Raw genomic sequence first — 23,398 nt, forward strand, 5'->3', positions numbered from 1 at the left:
TCTGTGTTAGTAGCGGAAATCACTTCAAAGTGATCTACTAAAAAATCAGGTAGCATAAATTTTAAAAGGTCTATAGGAGTCATCTCTAATTCTTAGATTACAAAGCTCTTATTTTATTTTGACATTTCCTCCCCAGGTTTTGTTCTTGATCCGAATTAAGTAAAAAAAACTCGTAATTCAAATAAAAAGGATAAGATTTGTATTATATATTTAGTAAATATTCGATTTAACAATCATTTTTTAACATATTTCACTCACACTACGAGTATTATTATTTATCTTTAATAACTTTTTTTCTAAAAGTAGAATATTCGGTATACAAAAGCGTTAATTAACTCAATTAAAATAATTTAGCACTCCATTTCTACCAAAACTATTTAGCCTATGAAAAAAACTACCGTAAAACCATTAAAAAATAATCTAGCTTTATTTTTTAGCTTCGCGTTTATATTTTCAGCTATTATAAATGCGTATTCACAAACCGTTCAATACGATTCTATAAACAATAAAAAATACATACTCGTTGATGTTCAAAAAACCTACGAACGAATTGCAAATCAAGGCTATGAATCTATTGAAATTTATGAATTTCTAGGTAATTACTATTATGAAAATAATAATCCCCGAAAATCAAAATTGTATTTTGACAAACTATTTGGTAAATATGACCTATCAAAAATCTCACCCAAAAGCATAGAGCGCTATAAATCAATCAAAAAATAGTGCATTTATAATCCTAATAGTTTTAAACAAAAACAGCAACTGTATCAAAATAAACAGTTGCTGTTTTTGTTTATTATTTAGTTTAAAAAAATAGATTAATCTTCAATCTTTCTTTTATAAAAAATTAAACACAAATTTTAAAAAAAGTTATAACTTTCAACTTCCTAATTGCAAAATTGAAATCCAAATGACAACACTACTCATAAATAAGAAGAAATACACTATCGATGTTGATCCAGAAATGCCTTTGCTTTGGGCTATTAGAGACACCATCGGTCTAACTGGAACCAAATTTGGATGTGGTATTGGCGCTTGTGGTGCTTGTAAAGTATTAGTTGACAATGTAGCTACTTATTCATGCTTGACACCTGTTTCAATGGTTGTAGGCAAAAACATTACAACTATTGAGGGTACCGCAGAAAATTTACAATTATTGCAAAAATCATGGGAAGAATTCAATGTGCCGCAATGTGGTTATTGTCAACCTGGTCAATTAATAACGGCCACTTCCCTACTCAATTCTAATAAAAACCCTTCAGATACTGATATAGACGATGCCATGAGTGGTAATATTTGCCGCTGTGGAACTTACCAGCGTATCAAAAATGCTATTAAACATACCGTAGAACTTAAAAAACAACGCTAATCATGAGTGAAATTCAAAACATAAGCCGCAGGGCTTTTATCAAGAATATGGGATTGGCGTCTGGAGGATTAATCTTAGCATGCAATTACACTTTATTCTCTCAAGATACCGAATCTGGAAGCCTAACCGAATTCAATCCTAATCTTTTTGTACAATTAAGTTCGGATGGAAGCCTTATTATAATTGCCGCTCGCTCCGAAATGGGTAATGGGGTAAGAACTTCTTTGACCTCTGTCGTTGCTGATGAAATGGAAGCCGATTGGAATAGAATCTCAGTTAAGCAAGCCACAGGTGATGCCAAATATGGTGACCAAAATACCGATGGCTCCAGAAGTGTAGCTGACTTTTATGACACTATGCGAACAATGGGTGCTATGGCTCGAATGATGCTTATTACCGCTGCCGCAAAAAAATGGCAAGTTCCCGAAAGTGAATGTACAGCCCAGAACCATTTTATCGTTCATTCCAGCGGGAAAAAATTAGGTTATGGAGAATTAGTTGATATAGTAACAACATTGCCTGTCCCAACAACCATTAGTTATAAAAACCCAAAAGATTTCAAATACATTGGAAAAACCCTAAAAAGTATCGACGTTAAAGATTTTGCAAACGGAAATGCCATTTACGGCATTGACAAACGCTTGCCAAATATGAAGGTTGTTGCTATAGCAAGATGCCCTGTTACTTTTGGAACTGTCAAATCTTTTGACAAAACTGCGGCTATGAAAATTCGTGGTGTAATAGATGTAATCGAAATTCCAAAAATCGAAAAGCCTTTTGGTCCACTTGGAGGTGTTGCCGTGATTGCTTCGAATACATGGGCTGCCTTTAAAGGAAGAGAAGCGCTTGAAATACAATGGAATTATGGCAAAAATGAAGGTTATGATTCTGAAAAATACATGATCGAATTAACCGAAAGAGTACACAAAGCAGGTAAAGTCGAAAAAGAAATTGGCGATGTTGACAAGGCTTTTGGCGAAGCCGCAAAAGTTGTTGAAAGTACATTTCAATTACCTCATCTAGCACATGCTCCAATGGAAGTCCCAAACGCCGTAGCTTGGGTTCAAGGAGATACCTGCGAAGTTTGGGCACCTACCCAATCTCCACAATCTGCCAGAGAAGAAGTTTCTAATTATTTGGGAACAGCTATAGATAAAGTTACCATAAACGTTACTTTCCTTGGCGGTGGTTTTGGACGAAAATCAAAACCCGACTATATTGTAGAAGCCGCTATAGTTTCAAAAGCAATCAATTCGCCAGTACAAGTTGTTTGGTCACGGGAAGACGACATAAAACATGGTTATTACCACACCGTAAGCTCACAATACATGAAAGCTTCGCTGGATCCGCAAGGCAATGTTACAGGTTGGTTACACCGTTCTGCATTTCCCTCGATCATGTCCACCTTTAAACCAGGCACCGATTATCCTGCCGGATGGGAAGCTTCTAGTGCAGCCGATGTTCCTTTTGACATAAAAAATTTCAAAGTTGAATCTGGGCAAGCTCCTGCAATGGTTCGAATTGGTTGGATGCGTTCGGTGATTAATATTCTACATGGATTTTCCATCAATGTTTTTGCCGATGAATTGGCGCATGCTGCCAAACAGGATCCATTAGAATTTAGACTAAAATTAATTGGTGACGACCGTATAGAAGATACCAAAGATCCAATAAAATACAATACAGCTCGCCTCAAAAATGTTTTAAAAATGGTTGCCAAAAATGCCAATTGGGGAAAACCATTACCCAAAGGACATGCACATGGGATAGCAGTACACTATAGTTTTTATTCTTATGTGGCTTCCGTGGTTGAAGTTTCTATGGTTGATGACAAAGTAAAAGTACATAATGTTCATACTGTTATTGATTGCGGAACGGCAGTTAATAGAGACACCATAAAATCCCAACTGGAAGGTGCCGCTGTTTTCGGAATGTCAATAGCCTATTACGGAAAAATTACGGCTAAGGATGGAGCAATTGAACAAAACAGCTACAGCGACTACCGAATGATTCGTATGAATGAAATTCCGAATGTTCACGTAGAAATTGTGGAAAGCTCAGAAAGACCTACAGGAGTTGGAGAACCTGGAGTTCCAGTGATTGCCCCAGCCATAATTAATGCAATCTTTAAACTAACAGGAAAACGGTATTACAACTTGCCTTTAAGCGATTACGACCTTGTATAACTGATTGACAAATTAAAATACCCAACGAATACTATACTATTAATGACTAACTGGATTGAACTATTACAAGAATTTAAAAGTAAAAAGAAACCTGTTGCACTCGTTACCATTACTAAAATTCTTGGTTCGGCTCCATGTAGAGTAGCATCAAAAATGATTGTGACTCCACAAAAAGAAATATACGGAACCATAGGTGGTGGAAAATTAGAATTTCAGGTAATCGATGAAGCCGTTCGTGCCATCCAAGAAAATAAAATTTTAGAAAGCACTTATACTTTAGGACCCGAATTTGAACAATGCTGTGGAGGAAAAGTAGAATTAATTATTGAACCCATGAATCAATACCCAGAATTATATCTTTTTGGAGCTGGACATATAGGCGTTGCCATCTGCGAGGTTTTAAAAGACACCCCTTTTTCAGTTACTCTTCTTGACACTCGAGAAAATTGGAGAGAAACTATCGAAATTGACCAAACAGTTACTTATAGTGCAGCTCCTTTCGACCTTTATAAACAAACAATAAATTGGGGACCTAATTGTTACGTAGTAATTTTGACTCACGACCACAAATTGGATTTTGAGATTACCGCTTTGGCATTACACGAACAAACTAAATACATTGGATTGATTGGCAGCAAAACCAAGAAAAACAAATTCAATAACTTATTGATAAACGAATTGAATTTTAAACCTGGAATCAAGCCCGTTCATTGCCCAATTGGATTGGATTTGGGTGGTAATTCCCCTAAAGAAATTGCCATAAGCGTCGCCTCCGAATTACTGAAAGTCTATTATGGAAAATAATACCGCATTCGTGTTATTGGCCGGCGGAAAATCCGAAAGGATGGGCGTTGCAAAAGGCTTACTTGAATACCAAAATACCTATTGGATTTTAGAACAAATAAACCGTATATCAGCGTCAACAGTAACCGAAGTTTATATCGGATTGGGTTATCGTTACGAAGAATATTTAAATAAAATTTCATGGCTTATCGAAGCACAATCGCATTTCGTGCTTTACAAAAATTTAAATGTGAGAGTTGTCATAAACCAAAATCCAGAACTTGGCTCTTTCTCTACGCTTCAAACCGTTTTAAGGCAAATTCCAAAAGACAAATCGGTATTGATTAATCCCATTGACATTCCAATATTAAACCCAACCGAATTACAAAATATCATCGAGGAACAAAACCAAATTGTACTTCCAAATTTTGATGGTAAGAACGGTCATCCCATAAAGTTGCATTCTGAATTTTGGAACCCTCTTCTTTTACTAAACCCAACCGATCAAAACAGCCGACTGGATTTAGAAATCAAAAAAATAATTCCTTCCAAAATAACAACAATAACCGTAACCGATTCCTGTATTCTAAAAAACTTAAACACGCCAAATGATTGGATTGAGTTTTCAAATTCTAATCATAAAAGAGCATAAAAAAAGCGTCCCGAAATCTATCGAAACGCTTTTTTCAAAATTAAAATCAACCTTATTTCTTTATTAATTCCTGCAATGGTTTTAATTGCTCCAAATCAATTTTAGATTCTTTCAAAACCGAAATCATATTCATAATATTCGTCGGATTCATGTCTTTTCCCAAAACTCTAATGACAGCAAATCCAGCATCATTTTTATTGGCAAAAAACACAAATTCGTTAATATGGTCATCTGTCCCAACATAACTTACCGAAGCCCCTTCTTTGCCTGAACCAAACTTCATCAGCTGTTGATAGTTGGGGTTTTTCAGAATCAAATTAACCTTGGCACGTTCTGCTTCAAACTGTGCTTTATTTTTATCGTTCAATTTGAAAGCCAAAACATTCATTTTATCAAAAGAATGCAACGCTTCACTTTGTGCCACAGTCAATTTGGTTTTATCAACATTCAAAATGTTTGATGAAATATCCAAGGCGATAAAATCTTTGTTCTCTGTATTTTCAACAAAGTATTTTTGCAAAGTAGGCTCTGAGTTACAGCTTCCAAAAACCAAACTGACAAGCAACGTGATTATAAATAATATGACTTTCATTTTACTTTTTACCTTTAGTTGCTTTTTTCAAATCATCACCTCCTGGAATTTTCATTTTGTCAGTCAAAACCGAAATCTCATTCAAATCAAAATCTCCTGTCAATGACATCAAAACAGTATCTTCATCTTTTCCTCCTTCAACAAACATCAACAACTCTTTAATCTGGCTGTCTTTGGCGCCAGATTTAACCATGATTTTAATGTTTCTTCCTTTGTCATTCACGCGCATTAATTCTTCCAAACCTGCCGTTTTAATATATTTGTCTGCAGCAGTTTTCATTTCGCCTTCAACTCTCGTACTCTGAGTGGTAAACACTTTCAAATTATCCAATTTCTTTATCAGGTTCATATATTGCTGCGCCTCTTTATCGGAGGTATCCACTTTTACTTTACTCATCAACTCAAACATCTTTTTATTGACAACAATCGATGTTACATCGTCTTGACCGTCAAATTTATCGAATGCCCCTTGAGCAAAAAACGGACTTGATACTAATACTATTACTAATGTGATTATTAACTTCTTCATTTTATTTTGATTTAATGATTATTTTTAAAATTCAATTCAACTATTGGGCTTGAATGCTCTAGAATCACTCTCGCTTTATTTTTATTTTCTTCAACCTACTTTCTAAAATCTTTTGGGCGTGTCCCTCCGTAAAAACTTCGGGTCGTGCTGTACGTTCCCGCTTTTTTTATCAATTACCACGGGTTTAAACCCGTGGCAATTGATAAAAAAAAAGAGCTCAACTGCCATCACTCACGCAAAACATAATCTGGTTTATTCTAAAATTTGTCACTTTTATTCAACAAATACTTTGTCTTTCGTCACTTCATATACCTGAAGATATTGTACTCCTCCAACACCAACATTCACATTATCGGATAACATAGCCAAGGCTTTTTGTGTCGCCTCAAAAGCTTCCTCGGGATCATCATACGTTCCCAATTCTTTACTCTCTTTCATTGTATTTGTATTGAAATAAGTGTATGTTCCTACTCCCATCAAAACTACAATCGATGCTGCTATCGACAACCATGCTACTTTTCTTTTTTCAGAAACTAGAGCCACATCATTTGTAAACTCTTGTTCTTTTGCTTCAGCAAAATATCCAAATAGTGGTCGGTATTGTTCTAAATGTGGTGCTACATTTGAAGAAGAAAAATAATCTTTCAATTCATTTTCTTCTGCAATACTGGTCTCTCCTTCAAAGTATTTTTCTAAAAGCGCTTCCATTTTATTGAACTCCATAACTGTGTGTTTTTAACATGTATTCTCTAATTGTTTTCCTTGCCCTTGAAAGTGCCACTCTTACAGCAGTTTCATTCATCTCTGTAATTTTTGCGATTTCCGAAAATTCGCATTGTTCTATATCCCGTAACTGAATAATCAATCGTTGTTGTTCTGGCAATTGGTCTATAATTTTTTCAACCCAATTTAGACTGTCGTTGTCTTCTACTTTTTTATCTAAGCTTGGCTCTCTATCTGTATAATTATTGTGTACAATTTTAAGATTACCCGCCCTTTTCGATTTTAACTGATCCAAACAATAATTTTTGGTCATTGTCATTGCCATTGCCTCTATACTATTATACGAATCTAAATTCCCATTTTTACTCCATAGTTTTACCAAAATTTCTTGTGTCGCATCTTCTGCTTCCTCTGTGCTTACAAGCAATCGCTTGGCCAATCGAAAGAGTTTATCTTTGAATGGATTGATTAAAAGCACAAATTCATTTTGGTTCATAAAGTGGCTATATTAATTTCGGTTATATAATCAAGACGATTCACAATTATATTTGTTACAAAAAAAAAATTTAAATTAAACTAAAGTTAGTATTTTTGCGTTCTATACCTACAAATAAATTCATAAAATGAAGGCATCATTTAAAATTACACTTTTATTATTCATAGCCCTTTTAACTTTTCAGAGTTGCGAAGATCAGGATGATGTTCCAGCTCCACAGGACTTGGCTGTCAATGATTTTATATGGAAAGGCCTCAATTTATATTATTTATGGCAAGCAGATGTTCCTAATCTTGCCGACGATCGATTTGCCAATCAAGACGATTTAAATGTTTTTTTGAAAGGATATTCAAAACCAGAAACATTATTCGAAAGTTTACTGTACAAACCCGTAAGTCTATTTCCTAAAAAAGGAGAAGCAGTTGACCGATTCAGTTGGATCGTAAGTGATTACCGTGAATTGGAAGGAATGCTACAGGGAACAACAAAAAATGACGGTGTGGATTTTGGTCTTTACCGTAAAGCCTCAGATTCTGATGATATTTTTGGCTGGGTACGCTACATCATACCCAATTCTGATGCCTCAACTAAAGATATTCAACGTGGCGCAATTTTTTATGGCGTAAATGGAACTCAACTTACAGTAAGTAATTACCAAACCTTATTATTAAATGCAGAAAACTATACACTAAATTTAGCTGATTATAATAATGGACAAATTACCCCTAACGGAAAATCAGTAACCTTAACAAAAACAGAACTTTCCGAAAATCCAATTTTAATAAATAATGTAATTGAAACTGGAGGCCATAAAATAGGATATCTTATGTACAATGGATTTTATCCAAACTATGACACACAATTGAATGACGCTTTTGGTTCATTAAAATCACAAGGCATTACCGATTTAGTTTTGGATTTAAGATACAACGGTGGCGGGTCTGTGCTAACAGCGACCCGTTTGGCCAGTATGATAACTGGTCAATTTACCGACAAAGTATTTTCTAAACAAAGATGGAATGACAAAATCAATGCTTATTTCGAATCTGAAGACCCAAACGCATTGAATAATTTATTTACAAACACTATTGAAGGCACACCTATAAACAGTTTAAACCTTACCAAAATTTACATCTTAACAACAAAAAGCACTGCTTCCGCAAGCGAACTGGTTATCAACGGCTTAAAACCTTACATTGATGTGGTGCAAATTGGAGATTATACTACAGGGAAAAATGTAGGATCTATCACCATTTATGATTCCCCTACTTTTGGGAAAGAAAATAGAAACCCAAATCATCATTATGCCATGCAACCTTTAGTTTTAAAAATTGTAAATTCTGCAAATTTTGGCGATTATCTTGATGGCTTAACACCAACCTATTCATTAAAAGAAAGCATAATCAATTTAGGTGTTTTGGGTACTTCTTCAGAACCTTTGTTAAGTACTGCCATTGGAAAAATTACTGGAACGGCCAAAATGGTTAAAAAAACTACTGGAAAAGTATTCCCGTATTTTGAAGATGCTAAATCAATCAGTGGTCAAAATCAAATGTATGTTGACAAAGTTCCAGCTGGACTGTTAAGATCTTTGGAATAGATAAACATTACTAGAAATGAGAAATTCATTATCATTTCTAATCATATAAACTCAATCAAAAAAGGCTTTCATCACTGAAAGCCTTTTTTTCTCAAAAACAATTAACCTACTTAATCATTAAAATAAAATCCGTTTGGACCAACACCTACTGTAAATTCTTTTTCCAATGTTCCAGTAAGTGAATAAACATAGGCTTTACTATTGGCTGAAAAATCTCCACCATCTGCAATAAAAATATGATTGTTTCTTACCGCAAATCCATACATTTTACCATAAGCAGATGAAGATGTATAACTTAAAATAGCTGTGTTTGAAGCTTCAGTTGCTGTAAGGTTCATTCCGTAAACTGAAGTCCCAGAGGTATAATAAATTTTATTCTGTTCAATATCTAGATTTTTAGCATCTTGCAAATCACTTGGAAAATTAATTTTACTCAAAGTATTATCCGTTAATTTTACTTTTACAATTTCACTTGCCACACCATAAGGACTTCTTAAAACATACAAAATCCCATCTTTTGATTCCATAGAATCCGCATCGGTACCAATACTTATAGGTGCTTCCAATGATTTTGTAGTTGGATTTATCACTAATACTTTATCATTATTATAAGGCTCAGTAATGTATAATTTTCCGTTTTCTAATACAATTCTGTTTGCTGTTGCGTTTAATTCAATTTTAGATTCAACCACGTTGGTTGTCAAATTAATAACTGCCACATAATCATCTGTATTTCCAGTTTCAGGATTATCAAAAGAATAGGTATTAGCATTCGTTACATAGGCTTTACCATCTTTTACAACACCATATCTTGGAGTCACAAGTCCAGTTTCAATTTTAGCAATAATCTTAAAAGTGTTTCTATTTACAACTGTAATTTTATTGGATCCACCAGCTATTATATAAGCTTTGTCTCCATCAAAAAAGATAGATTGAACAAACTTACCCAACAAATCAGATCCATTTACTGTTGTGTAGGCATTTTGAGTAAAAATACTCAAGTCGTTACTTATATAAGAAACTGAGCCTTGTCCTGAACCTCCTTCATTTAAGACCAAAACACCTTCATTGTAATCACCTGAATCTACTACTGATTCATCATCATTATTCGTACATGAAACCAAAAAAGAAATGCTCACTAGAGCAACAAAAAAGGACTTACTAAACTTCATAACTATTTAAAATTTAAGGGTTATATACATATTAAAATTGCGACCTGGCATGGGCCTGTCTTCCACACTTTCATATTTCTGATTAAAAACATTCAAAACTTGAAAGCCTATTTTTGAAGAATCTAGAAGCTTAAAATCATAATCAACACCAATATTCGCCACATGATAGGCCTCTATAACTTCATTGGGATCATTATCCGATCGAGTATATACAAACCCATTGTATAAATACTGACAATTAACCGAAAAGTTGCTACATGAGTATGCGATAGAAGCTGTTGCTTTATGATAAGGCACAAAAAACAATTGTTTATCTGTGTCTACATTTTTTGAAACAGTGTAAGCGTATGTTCCATTTACAGCAAAATTATTTTTACCATAGGAATTTGCCCAGCCCAAAATTGTTTCGGAACCGTAGGTATTTACTCGGTCTGTATTTTCTGGTGACCAAATATCCCCATTTACTGGAACCCAACGAATCAAATCATCAATTTTATTATAGTACAGAGTCTCGGATAAAGTGATATTTTTATACTTAAAAACATTCCCAATCTCAGCTTGATAAGAACTCTCTGGTTTCAAATCTGGATTACCGCCTGTTTCCCAATACAAATCATTGAAAGTTGGAATCCTGAAGTTTCTGGAAAAATTGACTTTCAAATTATAAAAGGAATTAAAAACATAGGAAGAACCCAAGGAGAATAAGAACGGACTGTCATAATCCGAACTCGCTTCTTTTCTGAAACCTAATTCATTTTGCCATTTTTCATTATGCTTCTCCACCGCTTTTATTGCAATGGCACCAATCTGTCTCGTATTATCACCAAAACTCGTCCCAAAACCTTTGGTACGATTATAATCTAAAATTCCGTTTAGCTTAATGGATTCAATTAATTGATAACCAAAATCCATTTTTGCGATAAACGATTCCGATTTGCCAAAGCTGAAATTATTACTTTCAATATCTCCAAAATATTGGTATTGCTCTGTGAGATAGGCAACTTTATAATTACTACTGAAACGTCCTTCAGTTTCTGAATATTCCAACAGATTCCGACTAAATGTATTGATGTATTTTGTTTTTGAATCAGATTCTGAAACTAAAGACAGATTTCTGTCCGTATTTGAAGATTGACTATAAAAAGTAAGAATCTCATTGGGTTTGATTTTGTAACCCACATTGGCAGACAAATTGGTTGTTGCATATTGTCCGTTTTCATTTTTCCGCTGTACTCCTTTCCAAGTATAAAGATCTATATAATCATAATCATTATCCGAACTATTTCGAGAAAAACCAACTTGCGTACTCCACTTTTTGTTCGAAAAAATCATTTTATAATTGATCCCAACCGTGTTGAAACTTCCATAATCCAATCGCAAGTCATTTTCGAATTTGTTCGTAAAAACCAAATTATTATTTAAATGAACACTTCCTCCTATTGCACCACTTCCGTAACTGACACTTCCACCACCCGCTTTTACACTGATCGTATTAAAATCAGGTGAAGAAAAGGTGTTGAAATCGGCACTGCCGTTGAGTAGCGAATTGACATTTATTCCATTCCAAATCACAGCAGTTTGTGCAGCTGTAGTCCCTCTAAAAGAAACTGTAGAAGTCATTCCTCGTCCATACTCCTTGAAAAACAGCACACTGTTGTAATTTAATAAATTGGTAAGGGAAGATTGGTTTTTATTGATGACCGAATCATTGAGAATCTGAATGGATTGTGATTTATTACTTGAATACAAAGTACGGTCTGAAACGATAACCTCTTTCAAATTAGTAATAGAATCATCCTGCGCCGAAATCAATTGGCACATTAAAGCAAAAAAGGCAAATATTAGTTTTCTTAAAGTCATAATTTCTGAACCTTTTTTCCCGAAAGTTCGATATTTGTTAAGAAAAAAGGCAGGTCTCCTGGCTTGCGTCTTGTTGTTCACCTTCCCATTCTTTAAAAAAAACAGTGGTTTTGTAGATAACAACAAGCTTGATAGCTTACAGTTGCGGGAACAGCTTAGGTTTTGAACCTAATTCCCTTTTAATGTGTTTTCGTAAAAAGTAAAACACAACCTTAATTCGGGTGCAAATATAAAGTTAAAAATATGGAAAACTAAAATTAATGAACCATTTTAATTTCAATACAAATATAAAAAATTGTTTATCAGTGATTTAAAATTAAAAATCGAGTCAATTCTACAATTCTACTTTTATCACAGCCCCATAATCCAATGCTGTTTTAAAAGCTTCCTGCAGAGGAAGATTATTTACTTTGCACAAAATACTTCTAATAACTCCAGAATGCGCCACAATGATAATCGGCTTAGTATGTCCTTTCGAAATATCATTATCCAAAAATTCTCGGACCCTATAATCCAAATCCTCGAAAGATTCTCCATTAGGTACATTTACGGTGACAAAATCTTCCATCCAAGGATCTAGAACCTCGCGAGGGATGGCATCCCAACTTTTTAGTTCCCAATCCCCAAAATCCATTTCCATCAATCTTAAATCTTCAATAATGGAAGTAATTTGGGTATTTTTTTGAATATGTTTGGCCAAAATAACGCATCGCTGCAAGGGGCTAGAATACAAAATAGCGTCTTGTGGCAATTGACTTAGAATCGATTCAAAAATAGCATCAAAAGGCTCGCGAATCCCTACATCACTCTGACCATAGCAAATTCCTTTTTCACAAACCGTTTCGGTATGACGGACTAAATAAACTTCCATATTCCAATAATTGAAAGATAAAAAATAACTTCACATACTTGCTGAGTTGCTCCTAGGCAATCTCCTGTATAACCGTCAATCCATTTTTGGAAATAACGGGCAAGAAAGAAACGGGCAAAAAAAACTGGAACTAAAGTCAACAATAATTGCCATTGAAAAAACGACAAAACTACAAGGGGCAATAATCCAAAAAACGAAGCACCAATTACTTCTTTCCAAGTGAAATTTTGGGCAATTGGCTTACTTTTGCTGGATGCATCTTCCCTTGAGTATTGGTGTGTAAAAACTATGGAGATTGCAGCTAGACGGCTAACCGAATGAGCAGAAACAAAGAACAAAAAAATGGTGAATGGTGAATGGTGAATGGTAAATTCCGAATCTTGAATGTTGTTTATTAATTGAACCAAACTCTGAAATTTCAGCAAAAAAAGTAGAACTAAACCAATGGCGCCATAAGCACCAATGGCACTGTCTTTCATTATCAAGAGGATTTTTTCTTTGGTCCAACCACCTCCAAAACCATCACAAACGTCAGCAAACCCATCTTCGTGAAAAGCGCCAGTAGTCAAAATTCCAGCAATTATGGACAGTATCAAAGCTATTTCTACAGAAAACACAATCGATGCCAGATAATAAGTTCCAAAACAAATTCCACCTACGATCCAACCAATCAAAGGAAAATATCTAGATGCTTTGTTTAAATAATCGGGATCGTGGTCGATGTTTTTAGGACACGGAATTCGGGTATAAAACATCAAAGCCGTGAAAAATATATGTAATTGTTTTTTCATATTTAAAATTAAAATTTACGAACCGCTAACACCAGCAGATTCAAAACTGGCCATTTCATTCAGAAAACAAACAGCGGATTGAATAATTGGAAATGCCACGGCACAACCCGTCCCCTCTCCTAACCGCAAATCAAGTTGTAACAATGGCTGAACGTTTAAATAATCCAATATTATTTGATGACCTTTCTCTGCAGATGAATGACAGAATATCGCATTTTCTTTTACTGATGGATTCATTTTGTAGGCTATTAAAAAAGCAACAGTGCAAATAAAACCATCGACCAAAATGAGCATATTATTTTGTTTGGCCTGAAGCATTCCTCCTGCCATTTGCATAATTTCGAATCCTCCAAAATAAGCTAACTTACTTTCTAAATCATTTGAAACATCATAATTTTCAAGTGCTTTTTTCAGAATATTTTGCTTTTGAATTAATTTTTCATCAATAACACCTGTTCCATTTCCGACACAATCTTCGATAGGTAATTCAAGAAGTATACTCATCAAAACCGAAGCTGTCGAAGTATTCCCAATTCCCATTTCACCAAAACCGATACAGTTACAACTCGTTTCAAAAATTGAATTCACGATTGCTGCCCCTTTAGCAAAACACAAATCCAATTCTGCTTTGCTCATCGCAGGACAGTGTAAAAATGACTGTGTACCTTTCCCTATTTTGGCAGAAACCAGATTGGCATTTGATGGGAAATCATAATTTACCCCAGCATCCACAATGGTTAACTCAATATTATTTTGTTTACAAAACACATTGATGGCAGCGCCACCTTCCAGAAAATTAGTTACCATTTGTCGGGTAACATCTTGCGGATAGGCACTTACGCCGTGATTGCCAATTCCGTGGTCGGCGGCAAAAACAACGATATTGGGTTTTATTATTTTGGGTTCCAATGTTTGGAAAACAGTACCAATTTGTTTCGCCAAACTTTCCAAAACGCCAAGTGAACCCGTTGGTTTGGTTTTATTGTCTATTTTTTGTTGAAGACCTTCACTTATGATTGAATCATTGTAGTGTGATTGCTTCGTTCCTCGCAAGGACTTAGAAACCAAGACTGGAACTGAAACTAAAATCTCTTCAACAAATGGGTTTTCTTGCTTTTGTTTCCAATTCAATTGTTGTAACATCGGTTGGTTGTTGTAATTGGTGGCGGGTTTGCCTACGCAAAAATATCCCAAAGGCTCTATGTTTTCGGGTAATCCCAAAAGCTGTTTGAATTGATAATAATTTAGAATCGAAACCCAACCCATAGAATAGCCTTGTTCTGTCAAGGAGAGCCAAATGTTTTGGGCCGCACAAACCGCACTGAATTTTATCGCTTCATTACTGCCCACAGTTCCAATCGTAAAATTATTCAAAACGGAACGATCGTAACAAATCACCAATCCAAGTGGTGCTTCCTCAATCGCTTCTAGCTTTAAGGCTTTATATTGTGCTTTTTGAAGTTCGTCGTCGGTTAAGTTTGATGCCTTAATATCATAATCCAAAAACAATTCTTTTACGGCTTTTTTGATTTCAGCTGATTTGATTAGATAGTATTTTGTAGCATCGGTCAAACCTACTGAAGGCGCATGATGTCCTGCCTGAAGTGCTTTTTGGATTACTTCATCTGGTACAGCATCAGTTGTAAAATGACGTGTGTCTCGGCGGGATTGTATGATTTCATCAAGGTTCATTGTCGTATTGTGTGTTTGCGTTAGGGATGGAAGCGGCATCCTATTGTGGTCTCGTTTTTTTAACGAGACCACAATAGATATAGCGTACAGCCCGACCCTTGTGGTAACGCCAAAATAATTATTACCATTTTATTCTTCCCAAACGATGAAACAATAATCGTTGTGGGTAATTTTTGTAAAGTTAGGCAATTCTATCGCTTCAGAAAATAACGGACAATTGAGTACCAAGGTATGAAACTCGCCATTTTCTCCGCAAGGGTCAATGCCTTTTCTCGCTAATTCTTGCGCCAATTCTTTGGTCAAAATTTTGCCTAAATATTCTTGTCCCATCATTGGATTGCAGGAAACTATCATTGTTTCGATGCCATTCTCCAACATTTCATTGACCAAAATGATACGATCCTGTTGCCACAAAGGGAGAACCGCTTTTAACGAAGCGGCTTGACAAACTTTGTCTTCCCAATCTTTGTGGGGCTGCAAATCGATGTCACCAAAAACGGCAGATTCAAGATTATATGTGGCTTTTAGCCTTTTCAAAATGGTAATAAATTTAGCTTCATAATCGTCCCACGTCGCAGGAATGGCTTCGAGAGGCAAATTCATTTTTTGGGCCTGCTGTTTCAAAATGGACAAAGGCAATCCATGAGAGCGAGATATTTTGCCGTTTTCGTTCATCATATTCAACAGCACTTTTGGAAAAAATCCTTGATTTACGGCTTGCATCATAGCATAACAGCTGTCTTTTCCTCCGCTCCACGAGCTTACAAAATTCATATCTATCCTTTTATTTTTACTGGAATTCCAGAAACCATTAGTACAACTGTATCAGCGGTTTTAGCAATGTATTGATTCATCCAACCTTGAAGTTCTGTGAATTTTCTACCGATGTGAGTTTCCGCATGAACCCCCATTCCTATTTCGTTTGTTACAATAATTATCGTAGTATTTTCTTGTTGTGCAATGGCATCAAATTCAGATTTGGCTTGTTCCAAACTTAAGCCAACATCATTCTTAGTATCAATGAAAAAGTTGGTTAACCAAAGTGTAACACAGTCAACAATCGCCACTTTACCCGAAAAATCAATTTCCGACAAATATTTTTCTTTCTCAATGTTTGCCCATCGTTTATCACGATCTTTTTGATGACGGTCAACTCTTTTTTGAAAATCATCGTCCCATTTTCTAGCCGTTGCCACATACATTGGGTTTTGAGACAAACCTTTGGCTAAATTTTCGGCATAACTGCTTTTTCCGGAACGTTCTCCGCCTGTAATTAAATAGATCATTTTAATGGTTAATTGTGAATTGTGAATGATTGATTTACATCGAAATTTATTTTGAAACTAATTGATTTTTGGAAGTTTTAAGAATACTTGTTATTAATTTTAAAATTGTAATCGCGTCGACGTAAATGTTATCAAATTCTTTTTCATTTAAATAATCAGTTGCTTTTAACAATTCCAACCAATAAACAACTTCATTAGCCTCTTTCTGAGCAATTGCAAATTTATGAATGAAATCATTTTTACTTTCAGCGTGTTCAGCTTCTCTAATCATCGCACCAATACTTGTTCCTGATCTCAAAAGTTGCTTAGATAATACAAATTCCTTTTTATTACTATTTAAATATTGATAAAGCTTGACTATTCTAATAGCAAAATCAAAACTTTTATCTCTAACAATGTTGTTTTTCATAATTAACAACTAACAATTTATAATTAACAATTAATACGGGCAATGTGTACAATCGCTCTTACAACAATATCCGCGTTTGAGATGAAACCAGGCTTTAAAAACATAGTTGCCATCTTCAAAATAATAATCAATTCCTTCAATAATGTTTGCGGTTTCGGGCAAAAGTGAAGCTTTGTTTCCTATTGCCGTTTCGGGAGTTATGGTGGCCACAAATTCGTCTATTTTGTCGGAACAAGCAGTTTTAAAACAATTTGGACAAAGACAATCATCAATATCAAAAGGATTGAAAATGGGAGGGAAATTATTGCACCAACATTTCTCCCCTTCCATTGCGTCACCACAATTAAAAGGTATTTTACAAGTAGAACAATGTTTCTCTTTTATCTTATTCATTTGGTAAAGATAACATTTGTCTTATTTTTTACTTCAAAAACTAAACAAGAAATTTATAAATTAATATACCTTTGCCTTTATTGAAAAAATTATAATATGAAATTTTCGTTCTACAAAGTTATTTTATTCGTCATTCTTTTTTCATTTATTGGATGTAAAAAAAATGAAAAAAATGACACTCCAACTGATGTCAACTCTCCAAATAGCATTAAGTATGCCAAAAGTTTAGCCATTCACAAACACGAAGGTTATACAGTGGTAACGGTTTCAAATCCTTGGCCGGATGCGGTTAAAGATTTCACTTATATTCTAAAAGAAAAAAATGGAATTGTTCCCGACAGCTTAAAAAAATACACTGAAATTTCCGTTCCATTGCAATCTATCGTAGTGACTTCGACCACAAATATTCCGTTTCTTGAAATGCTGGGTGTTGAAAAATCGCTTGTTGGTTTTCCTCATACCGATTATGTTTCATCCGAAAAAACGAGAGCTTTAATTGATGCTGGTTCTGTTAAAAATGTTGGGCAAAACGAAAAACTCAACATTGAACAACTTATTGATTTATCTCCTGATCTTATTGTGACTTTTGGCATTGACAACAATAATCCCAGCATCGAAAATTTACAAAAAAGCGGTTTAAAAGTATTAATCCAAGCCGATTGGATGGAGCAATCCCCTCTTGGAAAAGCAGAATGGCTAAAACTTTACGGAGCTTTATTTGGCAAAGAAAAAGAAGCCGATATTTTGTTCGAAAATATTGTAACAGAATACAACAACGCTCTAGCTTTGGTTGCTGACAAAAAACCGACTTCAACTGTTTTATACGGTTCGATGTATCAAGACCAATGGTTTGTGGCCAAAGGCAGCAGCTGGGTTGCCCAATTTATGAAAGATGCCAAAGCCGATTATCTTTGGAAAGACCTCGAAGGCACAGGAAGTCTTGGCTTGTCTTTTGAAAACATATTGGACAAAGCCAAAACAGCTAATTTTTGGATTGCAACTGGGTCGTTCAAATCACTTTCAGAACTGGGAAAAGCCAACCCTCACTACAGTCAGTTTGATACTTTTACAAATAAAACCATTTATACTTTTGAAGGAAAATTGGGAGCTACCGGAGGAACAGTTTTTTATGAATTATCACCTTCCCGACCAGATTTAGTATTGAAAGATTACATCAAAATTTTTCATCCTCAATTGCTTCCCGATTATGCTTTTACTTTTGCCACTAAACTGAATTAGATACAAATTGAACAATCAAAAACGAAATACAATCTTATTCTCATTCCTTTTTTTAGGGCTCATTGTGCTGTTTTTTGTAAACATCGGTTTGGGATCAATTACTATCCCTTTCAAAGAAGTTTACACCAGTTTGACAGGAGGCCAATCCAGTAAATCGACTTGGGAATACATCATCATCAATTACCGATTACCAAAAGCAATTACGGCAGTTTTGGTAGGAATGGGATTGTCCATAAGTGGATTATTAATGCAAACCTTATTTCGAAATCCACTTGCTGGACCTTATGTTTTAGGACTCAGTTCAGGAGCTAGTTTGGGGGTTGCTTTTGTAATATTGGGAGCTAGCGTATTACCTTCTTTTTTGAGTGGCGTTTTATTGTCGCCTTACGGAATTGTTTTGGCTTCAACTCTAGGTAGTACCTCTGTTTTATTATTAGTTTTATTGGTTTCGCAACGCTTGAGAGACACTATGGCAATTTTGATAGTTGGACTTATGTTTGGTAGTTTCACCAGTGCAGTTGTTGGCGTTTTAACTTATTTTAGTTCTGCTGAACAATTACAAAAATTTACTTTTTGGTCTATGGGTAATCTCGGCAATTTGTCTTGGACATCCATCCTCATTTTAACAATTTGTGTACTATTTGGATTATTTCTCAGTTTGCTTAGTATAAAGCCATTGAACGCACTATTATTGGGTGAAAATTACGCCAAAAGTATGGGCCTAAATTTCAACAAAGCCCGACTTATAATCATATTGGCGACGAGTATTTTGGCGGGGAGCATAACGGCCTACGCAGGTCCAATCGCTTTTATCGGATTGGCAGTTCCTCATATCGCCAAATTAGTGTTTCAAACCAGCAATCATACTGTTTTATTCTGGAGCACTTTACTTTTTGGAGCGGCAATTATGTTGGTTTGCGATGTAGTTTCCCAAATGCCTGGAATGGAAGTTACTTTGCCAATTAATGCCATTACATCAATATTGGGAGCCCCAGTGGTTATTTGGTTGTTAGTGCGAAAAAGGAGTTTTACGTAATGCATCGTTATAAAGTTTTAAATACATAGAAACCAAAGCATGGCAAACAACATCCTCACCACCGAAAATTTAAGCATTGGATACACTTCCAAAAAAGAAACTGTGACCATTGCCGAAAACCTCAACTTGAACTTACAGGTAGGAAAACTGATTGCTTTGATTGGAGCAAATGGTATTGGGAAATCTACTTTGTTACGCACTATTACTGGAATCCAAAAACCGTTGCAGGGAACTGTTTTATTAAATGATAAAAAAATAACCAGCTATGAACCATTGGCACTCGCCCAAAATTTAAGCATGGTTTTGACTGAAAAATTGCCTCCCAGCAATTTAACCGTTTTTGAATTAGTTGCCTTGGGGCGTCAGCCGTACACCAATTGGATTGGCACGCTATCAGATGCTGATATTCAAATAATTCAAGATGCAATTGAGCTAACACAAATTAGTCATTTGTCTCAAAAAAAACATTATGAAATAAGTGACGGTCAACTTCAAAAGGTTTTGATTGCAAGAGCTTTGGCACAAGACACTCCCTTGATCATACTTGATGAACCCACGACACATTTGGATTTATTGCATAAAGTTTCATTGTTAAAACTCTTAAAAAAACTAACACACGAAACAGGAAAATGCATTTTATTTTCAACTCATGACATTGATATGGCCATACAATTGAGTGACGAGATGATTATTATGACTCCCGAAAGTGTGGTACAAGACGAACCTTGCAACTTAATTAGCAAAGGAAGTTTTAATACTTTATTCAAAGACGAACATATCGTTTTTGACAGCGAAAAAGGGAAGTTTTTAATTATTTAATTGCTGATAACTTTTAAATCTAATGAATTCTTTATTTTGAGTATCTTTTTTTAAAAATAAAACATTAAAAACATCTTGATACAAAAATAAAACATCATTGATTATCAGAGTGTTATATTAAATATTGTACATTTGTTTTCCGTTTTTTTTAAGATCCCCGAGTCTTAACTTATCTACATATTAAAAAACAATTTAATTTTTTTAACTATGGAAAATTTGTTCAGATTGTCCCAAAAAATTATTGCTTTAGTTGTACTTTTTTTCTTTTTTTCCTGTAGCCAGGACGAAACGAATAAAAGTGATTTACAAACAAATGATTCTCAATCGCTGACTGCGAAAATTAGCAAAGACAAACTCAATGTATTTAAGGGGCCGGAAAATACTCTTGGAAACGGAAAAGTACGTTCGTGGATTAGTGTAAACAAAGAAAATGGAATGCCCGTTGAAATTGGTATCGAAATAACTGCCCAAGCATTTACTGGGCTTCCTGATACCGCTCCAGGAGTTGAACTTCCAGTTTATATTGTTCCATTACATCTTAAAGCAAAACAATTAACACCTTTTGATCACATTGGACTCAACTGGAATCCTCACGGACATCAACCTGAACATGTTTTTGATGTACCTCATTTTGATATCCATTTTTACATGATATCTGTTGAAGAACAAATGGCAATACCAGAATGGTCTCCTGCAACTGATGCTGCTTTCAATTCCTATCCCCCCCCTGGTTATTTGCCTGCAGATTATGGAACTCCTCCTGGTCCTGCCACCGCAGAACCACAAATGGGAAAACATTGGGCTCCTAATAATTTACCAGACTTTCTTCCGTTCTCCAAAATTCTGATTTATGGCACCTATAATAGCAAATTGATTTTTGTTGAACCAATGGTCACTTTAGAATATTTTCTTTCTAAACCCGAAAATAATCCTATTCTTTATTCACAACCGGATTTCTTTGAAAAAGCAGGGAATTACCCAACGAAATATAGCGTTTACTATGACGCTGCTACTGGAAATACATACGTAACACTAACCGATTTTGTAGCTAGAACCAAAATATAAATAAGATGAGGAAGTGGAAAAACACTTCCTCTTTTTTTCATATCATTTCCCTTTCAATAAATTAATGCTTACCGTAGCAATTTCAGAATCCGGGAATTTTTTAAAATAATTAAGGTCTGGAAACAATCCTGCTTCGGCGGCGATTTTATGCAGCACATCAATCTCCACAATATATTGATCCGAAAAACCGTGTGTCGCATCATAGGCCGTGGCTGCTGTTTTTCCTAAATTTTCAGCTGTCAAATGAGGTGAAACAGTATGCAATTCAATAATGAGTAATCCGAATTTATGAACATAAGGTGACCATTTTTTGAAGTGTTCCAATAAATTATCTTCAACTAAATTGTTGTTTATCCGAAAACCTCTGTGTGCAAATGCTCCTGTTGAACTACTTATCCTTTCTTCTGTGATTTGTTTTGGTATTTCCCAAATTCGGTTGTGATCCAGAAAAGTTCTCACATTCAACAAATCCTTCAAATCGATATTATAATTCTCTCGTAAATCTTCTGCCAACAAATCCGGACGACCAATATCTCCCCAGATTACTTTGGCCCAAATATCGGCTTTGATTAAATTGGCTCGTGTTACCTTGAGCGCTGCCTGATTATAATCGGCCCCAACCAAAAACAAAGGATGCGTATCCAACATTTTTCCTCTTAAAGTTTGACGTTCAATTACATCAAAAATATGTTCCAGAAAAGCGCCATTTCCACAACCCATATCCAGTATTCCTTTGGGTTGCTTAGCAATAGGCAAATTGAATAATTTGATGATAATCTCATCAACCACTTTAAAGTAGGTATCGTGTGCACCGCCACTTCCCCAAACATTCATTTCTCTATCCACATGAATTTCATCTTCCCCGTCGCCAACGATTCTTAAAACAGAAGGATCACCAAAAATTAATTCATCCATTTTACTAAAAGTAGGCAAATACGAAACCGTTACACCATAGGCAGAAGCTCTTTTGGCAAAAAACAAACCAGCTTCAGTAAATTGATAATTGCCGTTTTTTTGGGTAAACCATTCTAAATAAACCAGAAAATCAAGAATGATTTTGAAATTTTCAGGTGATTTATGAAACTCTTCAGGACGAAAAGATATTTCCATAAAATATTTATGAAACATGCCACTCATACCGAGACGCACTACAGTTGGGCCAACCAAAAAACCTTCAATATGCTTTAAAATTTGATGCTGAATGCTATTGGTCAAAGATTCCTCAGAGAACGAAATTCCATAGTTATCTTTATATTTTTCGAAAATAAATTTTAAGCGTTCAAAGGGAGCTTCTTCAAATAATCTGGGATGAAAATCCATTGAGAAATGCAGTAAATCAACAGCATCTTTGTACAATGGAAACAGAGAAAAAGCGATTTCACTTTTTTCATTAATACTAATGGTTATTAGGTCAGTACTCGTATCAATGTGATAATTGAGAAAACCTTGAGAAGCCAAAACCCGCAAACCCACATTGAGATATCCTTCATTGGCCTTAAATTTATCAGTAAGTTCAGAAAGACTTATTTCCTTTTTATCTAAAATATGAGCTAATACCCCTTTTTTATACAAACAAAAAGCTACTGGGGCAGTTACTAAACCGTCAAGATGTCTAAAAATAGTACTTCGTAAAGAAACATTATCTATCATAAAAAGAGATTTAAGACCTAACATTGTCTATCTCAAATATATGAAATTTCCTTTAAAAAATAGATTCTCAATATAGCAAATAGATTTTAATCACCTCATAATAAATACATAACTAATTTTTCCTCTTTACCTCTCCAATAACAAAAGCAACCGAATTAGCAATATCAAATCTTCCGACTAATGGA

Annotated in this window: 24 protein-coding genes and 1 riboswitch; of the genes, 10 read left to right on the plus strand and 14 right to left on the minus strand. The window is 34.9% G+C overall.

Features of this window, described 5'->3' with window-relative positions:
- Nucleotides 1-384 precede the first annotated feature (384 nt).
- From AC1DY0_RS13130 to AC1DY0_RS13150, 5 genes are all read left to right on the plus strand, one after another.
- The gene (locus AC1DY0_RS13130; RefSeq protein WP_477189044.1) at nt 385-723 is read left to right on the plus strand and encodes a hypothetical protein; all 339 of its coding nucleotides are present in this window, start codon (nt 385-387) and stop codon (nt 721-723) included.
- 187 nt (nt 724-910) lie between these two features.
- Complete coding sequence (locus AC1DY0_RS13135) at nt 911-1,369, plus strand: (2Fe-2S)-binding protein (RefSeq protein ID WP_477189045.1); 459 nt, start codon at nt 911-913, stop codon at nt 1,367-1,369.
- Between the two features lie 2 nt (nt 1,370-1,371).
- Nucleotides 1,372-3,555: a xanthine dehydrogenase family protein molybdopterin-binding subunit gene (locus tag AC1DY0_RS13140; protein ID WP_477189046.1), complete on the plus strand. Its 2,184-nt coding sequence runs from the start codon at nt 1,372-1,374 to the stop codon at nt 3,553-3,555.
- A gap of 42 nt (nt 3,556-3,597) precedes the next feature.
- A complete protein-coding gene (gene xdhC, locus AC1DY0_RS13145; RefSeq protein ID WP_477189047.1) occupies nt 3,598-4,359 on the plus strand; it encodes a xanthine dehydrogenase accessory protein XdhC in 762 nt (253 codons plus the stop codon).
- Nucleotides 4,349-4,990, plus strand: coding sequence for a nucleotidyltransferase family protein (locus AC1DY0_RS13150; RefSeq protein ID WP_477189048.1), 642 nt, complete (start codon nt 4,349-4,351; stop codon nt 4,988-4,990). Before xdhC ends, AC1DY0_RS13150 begins: the two co-directional genes overlap by 11 nt.
- Before the next feature lie 52 nt (nt 4,991-5,042).
- On the opposite strand, the gene AC1DY0_RS13155 is transcribed toward AC1DY0_RS13150, so the two are convergent.
- From AC1DY0_RS13155 to AC1DY0_RS13170, 4 genes are all read right to left on the minus strand, one after another.
- Nucleotides 5,043-5,582: a DUF4252 domain-containing protein gene (locus tag AC1DY0_RS13155; protein WP_477189049.1), complete on the minus strand. Its 540-nt coding sequence runs from the start codon at nt 5,580-5,582 to the stop codon at nt 5,043-5,045.
- Nucleotide 5,583: 1 nt separating this feature from the next.
- Complete coding sequence (locus AC1DY0_RS13160; protein WP_477189050.1) at nt 5,584-6,111, minus strand: DUF4252 domain-containing protein; 528 nt, start codon at nt 6,109-6,111, stop codon at nt 5,584-5,586.
- Nucleotides 6,112-6,384: 273 nt separating this feature from the next.
- The gene (locus AC1DY0_RS13165; RefSeq protein WP_477189051.1) at nt 6,385-6,834 is read right to left on the minus strand and encodes a hypothetical protein; all 450 of its coding nucleotides are present in this window, start codon (nt 6,832-6,834) and stop codon (nt 6,385-6,387) included.
- On the minus strand, nt 6,821-7,330 hold the full coding sequence (locus AC1DY0_RS13170; RefSeq protein ID WP_477189052.1) for an RNA polymerase sigma factor: 510 nt from the start codon (nt 7,328-7,330) through the stop codon (nt 6,821-6,823). The genes AC1DY0_RS13165 and AC1DY0_RS13170 overlap by 14 nt, the downstream gene beginning before the upstream one ends.
- A gap of 127 nt (nt 7,331-7,457) precedes the next feature.
- On the opposite strand from AC1DY0_RS13170, the gene AC1DY0_RS13175 reads away from it, so the two are divergent.
- On the plus strand, nt 7,458-8,930 hold the full coding sequence (locus AC1DY0_RS13175) for a S41 family peptidase (protein WP_477189053.1): 1,473 nt from the start codon (nt 7,458-7,460) through the stop codon (nt 8,928-8,930).
- A 110-nt stretch (nt 8,931-9,040) separates the two neighbouring features.
- Here the strand turns inward: AC1DY0_RS13175 and AC1DY0_RS13180 are convergent, their stop codons facing one another.
- The 9 genes from AC1DY0_RS13180 to AC1DY0_RS13220 form a co-directional block, all read right to left on the minus strand.
- Nucleotides 9,041-10,102: a YncE family protein gene (locus tag AC1DY0_RS13180; RefSeq protein WP_477189054.1), complete on the minus strand. Its 1,062-nt coding sequence runs from the start codon at nt 10,100-10,102 to the stop codon at nt 9,041-9,043.
- Nucleotides 10,103-10,108: 6 nt separating this feature from the next.
- Nucleotides 10,109-11,962 carry a TonB-dependent receptor plug domain-containing protein gene (locus AC1DY0_RS13185; RefSeq protein ID WP_477189055.1) on the minus strand — a complete coding sequence of 618 codons (1,854 nt, stop codon included), beginning with the start codon at nt 11,960-11,962 and terminating at the stop codon, nt 10,109-10,111.
- Between the two features lie 31 nt (nt 11,963-11,993).
- Nucleotides 11,994-12,192, minus strand: a riboswitch (cobalamin riboswitch).
- A 104-nt stretch (nt 12,193-12,296) separates the two neighbouring features.
- Nucleotides 12,297-12,833: an alpha-ribazole phosphatase gene (cobC, locus tag AC1DY0_RS13190; protein ID WP_477189056.1), complete on the minus strand. Its 537-nt coding sequence runs from the start codon at nt 12,831-12,833 to the stop codon at nt 12,297-12,299.
- Complete coding sequence (locus AC1DY0_RS13195) at nt 12,818-13,624, minus strand: adenosylcobinamide-GDP ribazoletransferase (RefSeq protein ID WP_477189057.1); 807 nt, start codon at nt 13,622-13,624, stop codon at nt 12,818-12,820. Before AC1DY0_RS13195 ends, cobC begins: the two co-directional genes overlap by 16 nt.
- 15 nt (nt 13,625-13,639) lie before the next feature.
- The gene (gene cobT, locus AC1DY0_RS13200) at nt 13,640-15,316 is read right to left on the minus strand and encodes a nicotinate-nucleotide--dimethylbenzimidazole phosphoribosyltransferase (RefSeq protein ID WP_477189058.1); all 1,677 of its coding nucleotides are present in this window, start codon (nt 15,314-15,316) and stop codon (nt 13,640-13,642) included.
- Between the two features lie 129 nt (nt 15,317-15,445).
- On the minus strand, nt 15,446-16,090 hold the full coding sequence (locus AC1DY0_RS13205) for a Dph6-related ATP pyrophosphatase (protein WP_477189059.1): 645 nt from the start codon (nt 16,088-16,090) through the stop codon (nt 15,446-15,448).
- Between the two features lie 2 nt (nt 16,091-16,092).
- The gene (cobU, locus tag AC1DY0_RS13210) at nt 16,093-16,602 is read right to left on the minus strand and encodes a bifunctional adenosylcobinamide kinase/adenosylcobinamide-phosphate guanylyltransferase (RefSeq protein ID WP_477189060.1); all 510 of its coding nucleotides are present in this window, start codon (nt 16,600-16,602) and stop codon (nt 16,093-16,095) included.
- Nucleotides 16,603-16,648: 46 nt separating this feature from the next.
- Nucleotides 16,649-17,011 carry a four helix bundle protein gene (locus tag AC1DY0_RS13215; protein ID WP_477189061.1) on the minus strand — a complete coding sequence of 121 codons (363 nt, stop codon included), beginning with the start codon at nt 17,009-17,011 and terminating at the stop codon, nt 16,649-16,651.
- 30 nt (nt 17,012-17,041) lie between these two features.
- Entirely contained in the window at nt 17,042-17,404 is a 363-nt protein-coding gene (locus tag AC1DY0_RS13220; protein WP_477189062.1) for a DUF5522 domain-containing protein, read from the minus strand.
- A 96-nt stretch (nt 17,405-17,500) separates the two neighbouring features.
- Here AC1DY0_RS13220 and AC1DY0_RS13225 point away from each other — a divergent pair, with 96 nt between their 5' ends.
- From AC1DY0_RS13225 to AC1DY0_RS13240, 4 genes are all read left to right on the plus strand, one after another.
- Nucleotides 17,501-18,643, plus strand: coding sequence for an ABC transporter substrate-binding protein (locus tag AC1DY0_RS13225; protein ID WP_477189063.1), 1,143 nt, complete (start codon nt 17,501-17,503; stop codon nt 18,641-18,643).
- A gap of 7 nt (nt 18,644-18,650) precedes the next feature.
- On the plus strand, nt 18,651-19,679 hold the full coding sequence (locus AC1DY0_RS13230) for an iron chelate uptake ABC transporter family permease subunit (RefSeq protein WP_477189064.1): 1,029 nt from the start codon (nt 18,651-18,653) through the stop codon (nt 19,677-19,679).
- Nucleotides 19,680-19,718: 39 nt separating this feature from the next.
- Nucleotides 19,719-20,498, plus strand: coding sequence for an ABC transporter ATP-binding protein (locus AC1DY0_RS13235; RefSeq protein WP_477189065.1), 780 nt, complete (start codon nt 19,719-19,721; stop codon nt 20,496-20,498).
- Nucleotides 20,499-20,705: 207 nt separating this feature from the next.
- Nucleotides 20,706-21,563 carry a DUF5602 domain-containing protein gene (locus tag AC1DY0_RS13240; protein WP_477189066.1) on the plus strand — a complete coding sequence of 286 codons (858 nt, stop codon included), beginning with the start codon at nt 20,706-20,708 and terminating at the stop codon, nt 21,561-21,563.
- A gap of 42 nt (nt 21,564-21,605) precedes the next feature.
- Here AC1DY0_RS13240 and AC1DY0_RS13245 read toward each other — a convergent pair whose 3' ends face one another.
- Nucleotides 21,606-23,213, minus strand: coding sequence for a class I SAM-dependent methyltransferase (locus tag AC1DY0_RS13245; RefSeq protein WP_477189067.1), 1,608 nt, complete (start codon nt 23,211-23,213; stop codon nt 21,606-21,608).
- Nucleotides 23,214-23,398 lie beyond the last annotated feature (185 nt).

Source organism: Flavobacterium sp. P1_E4 (assembly GCF_056405915.1).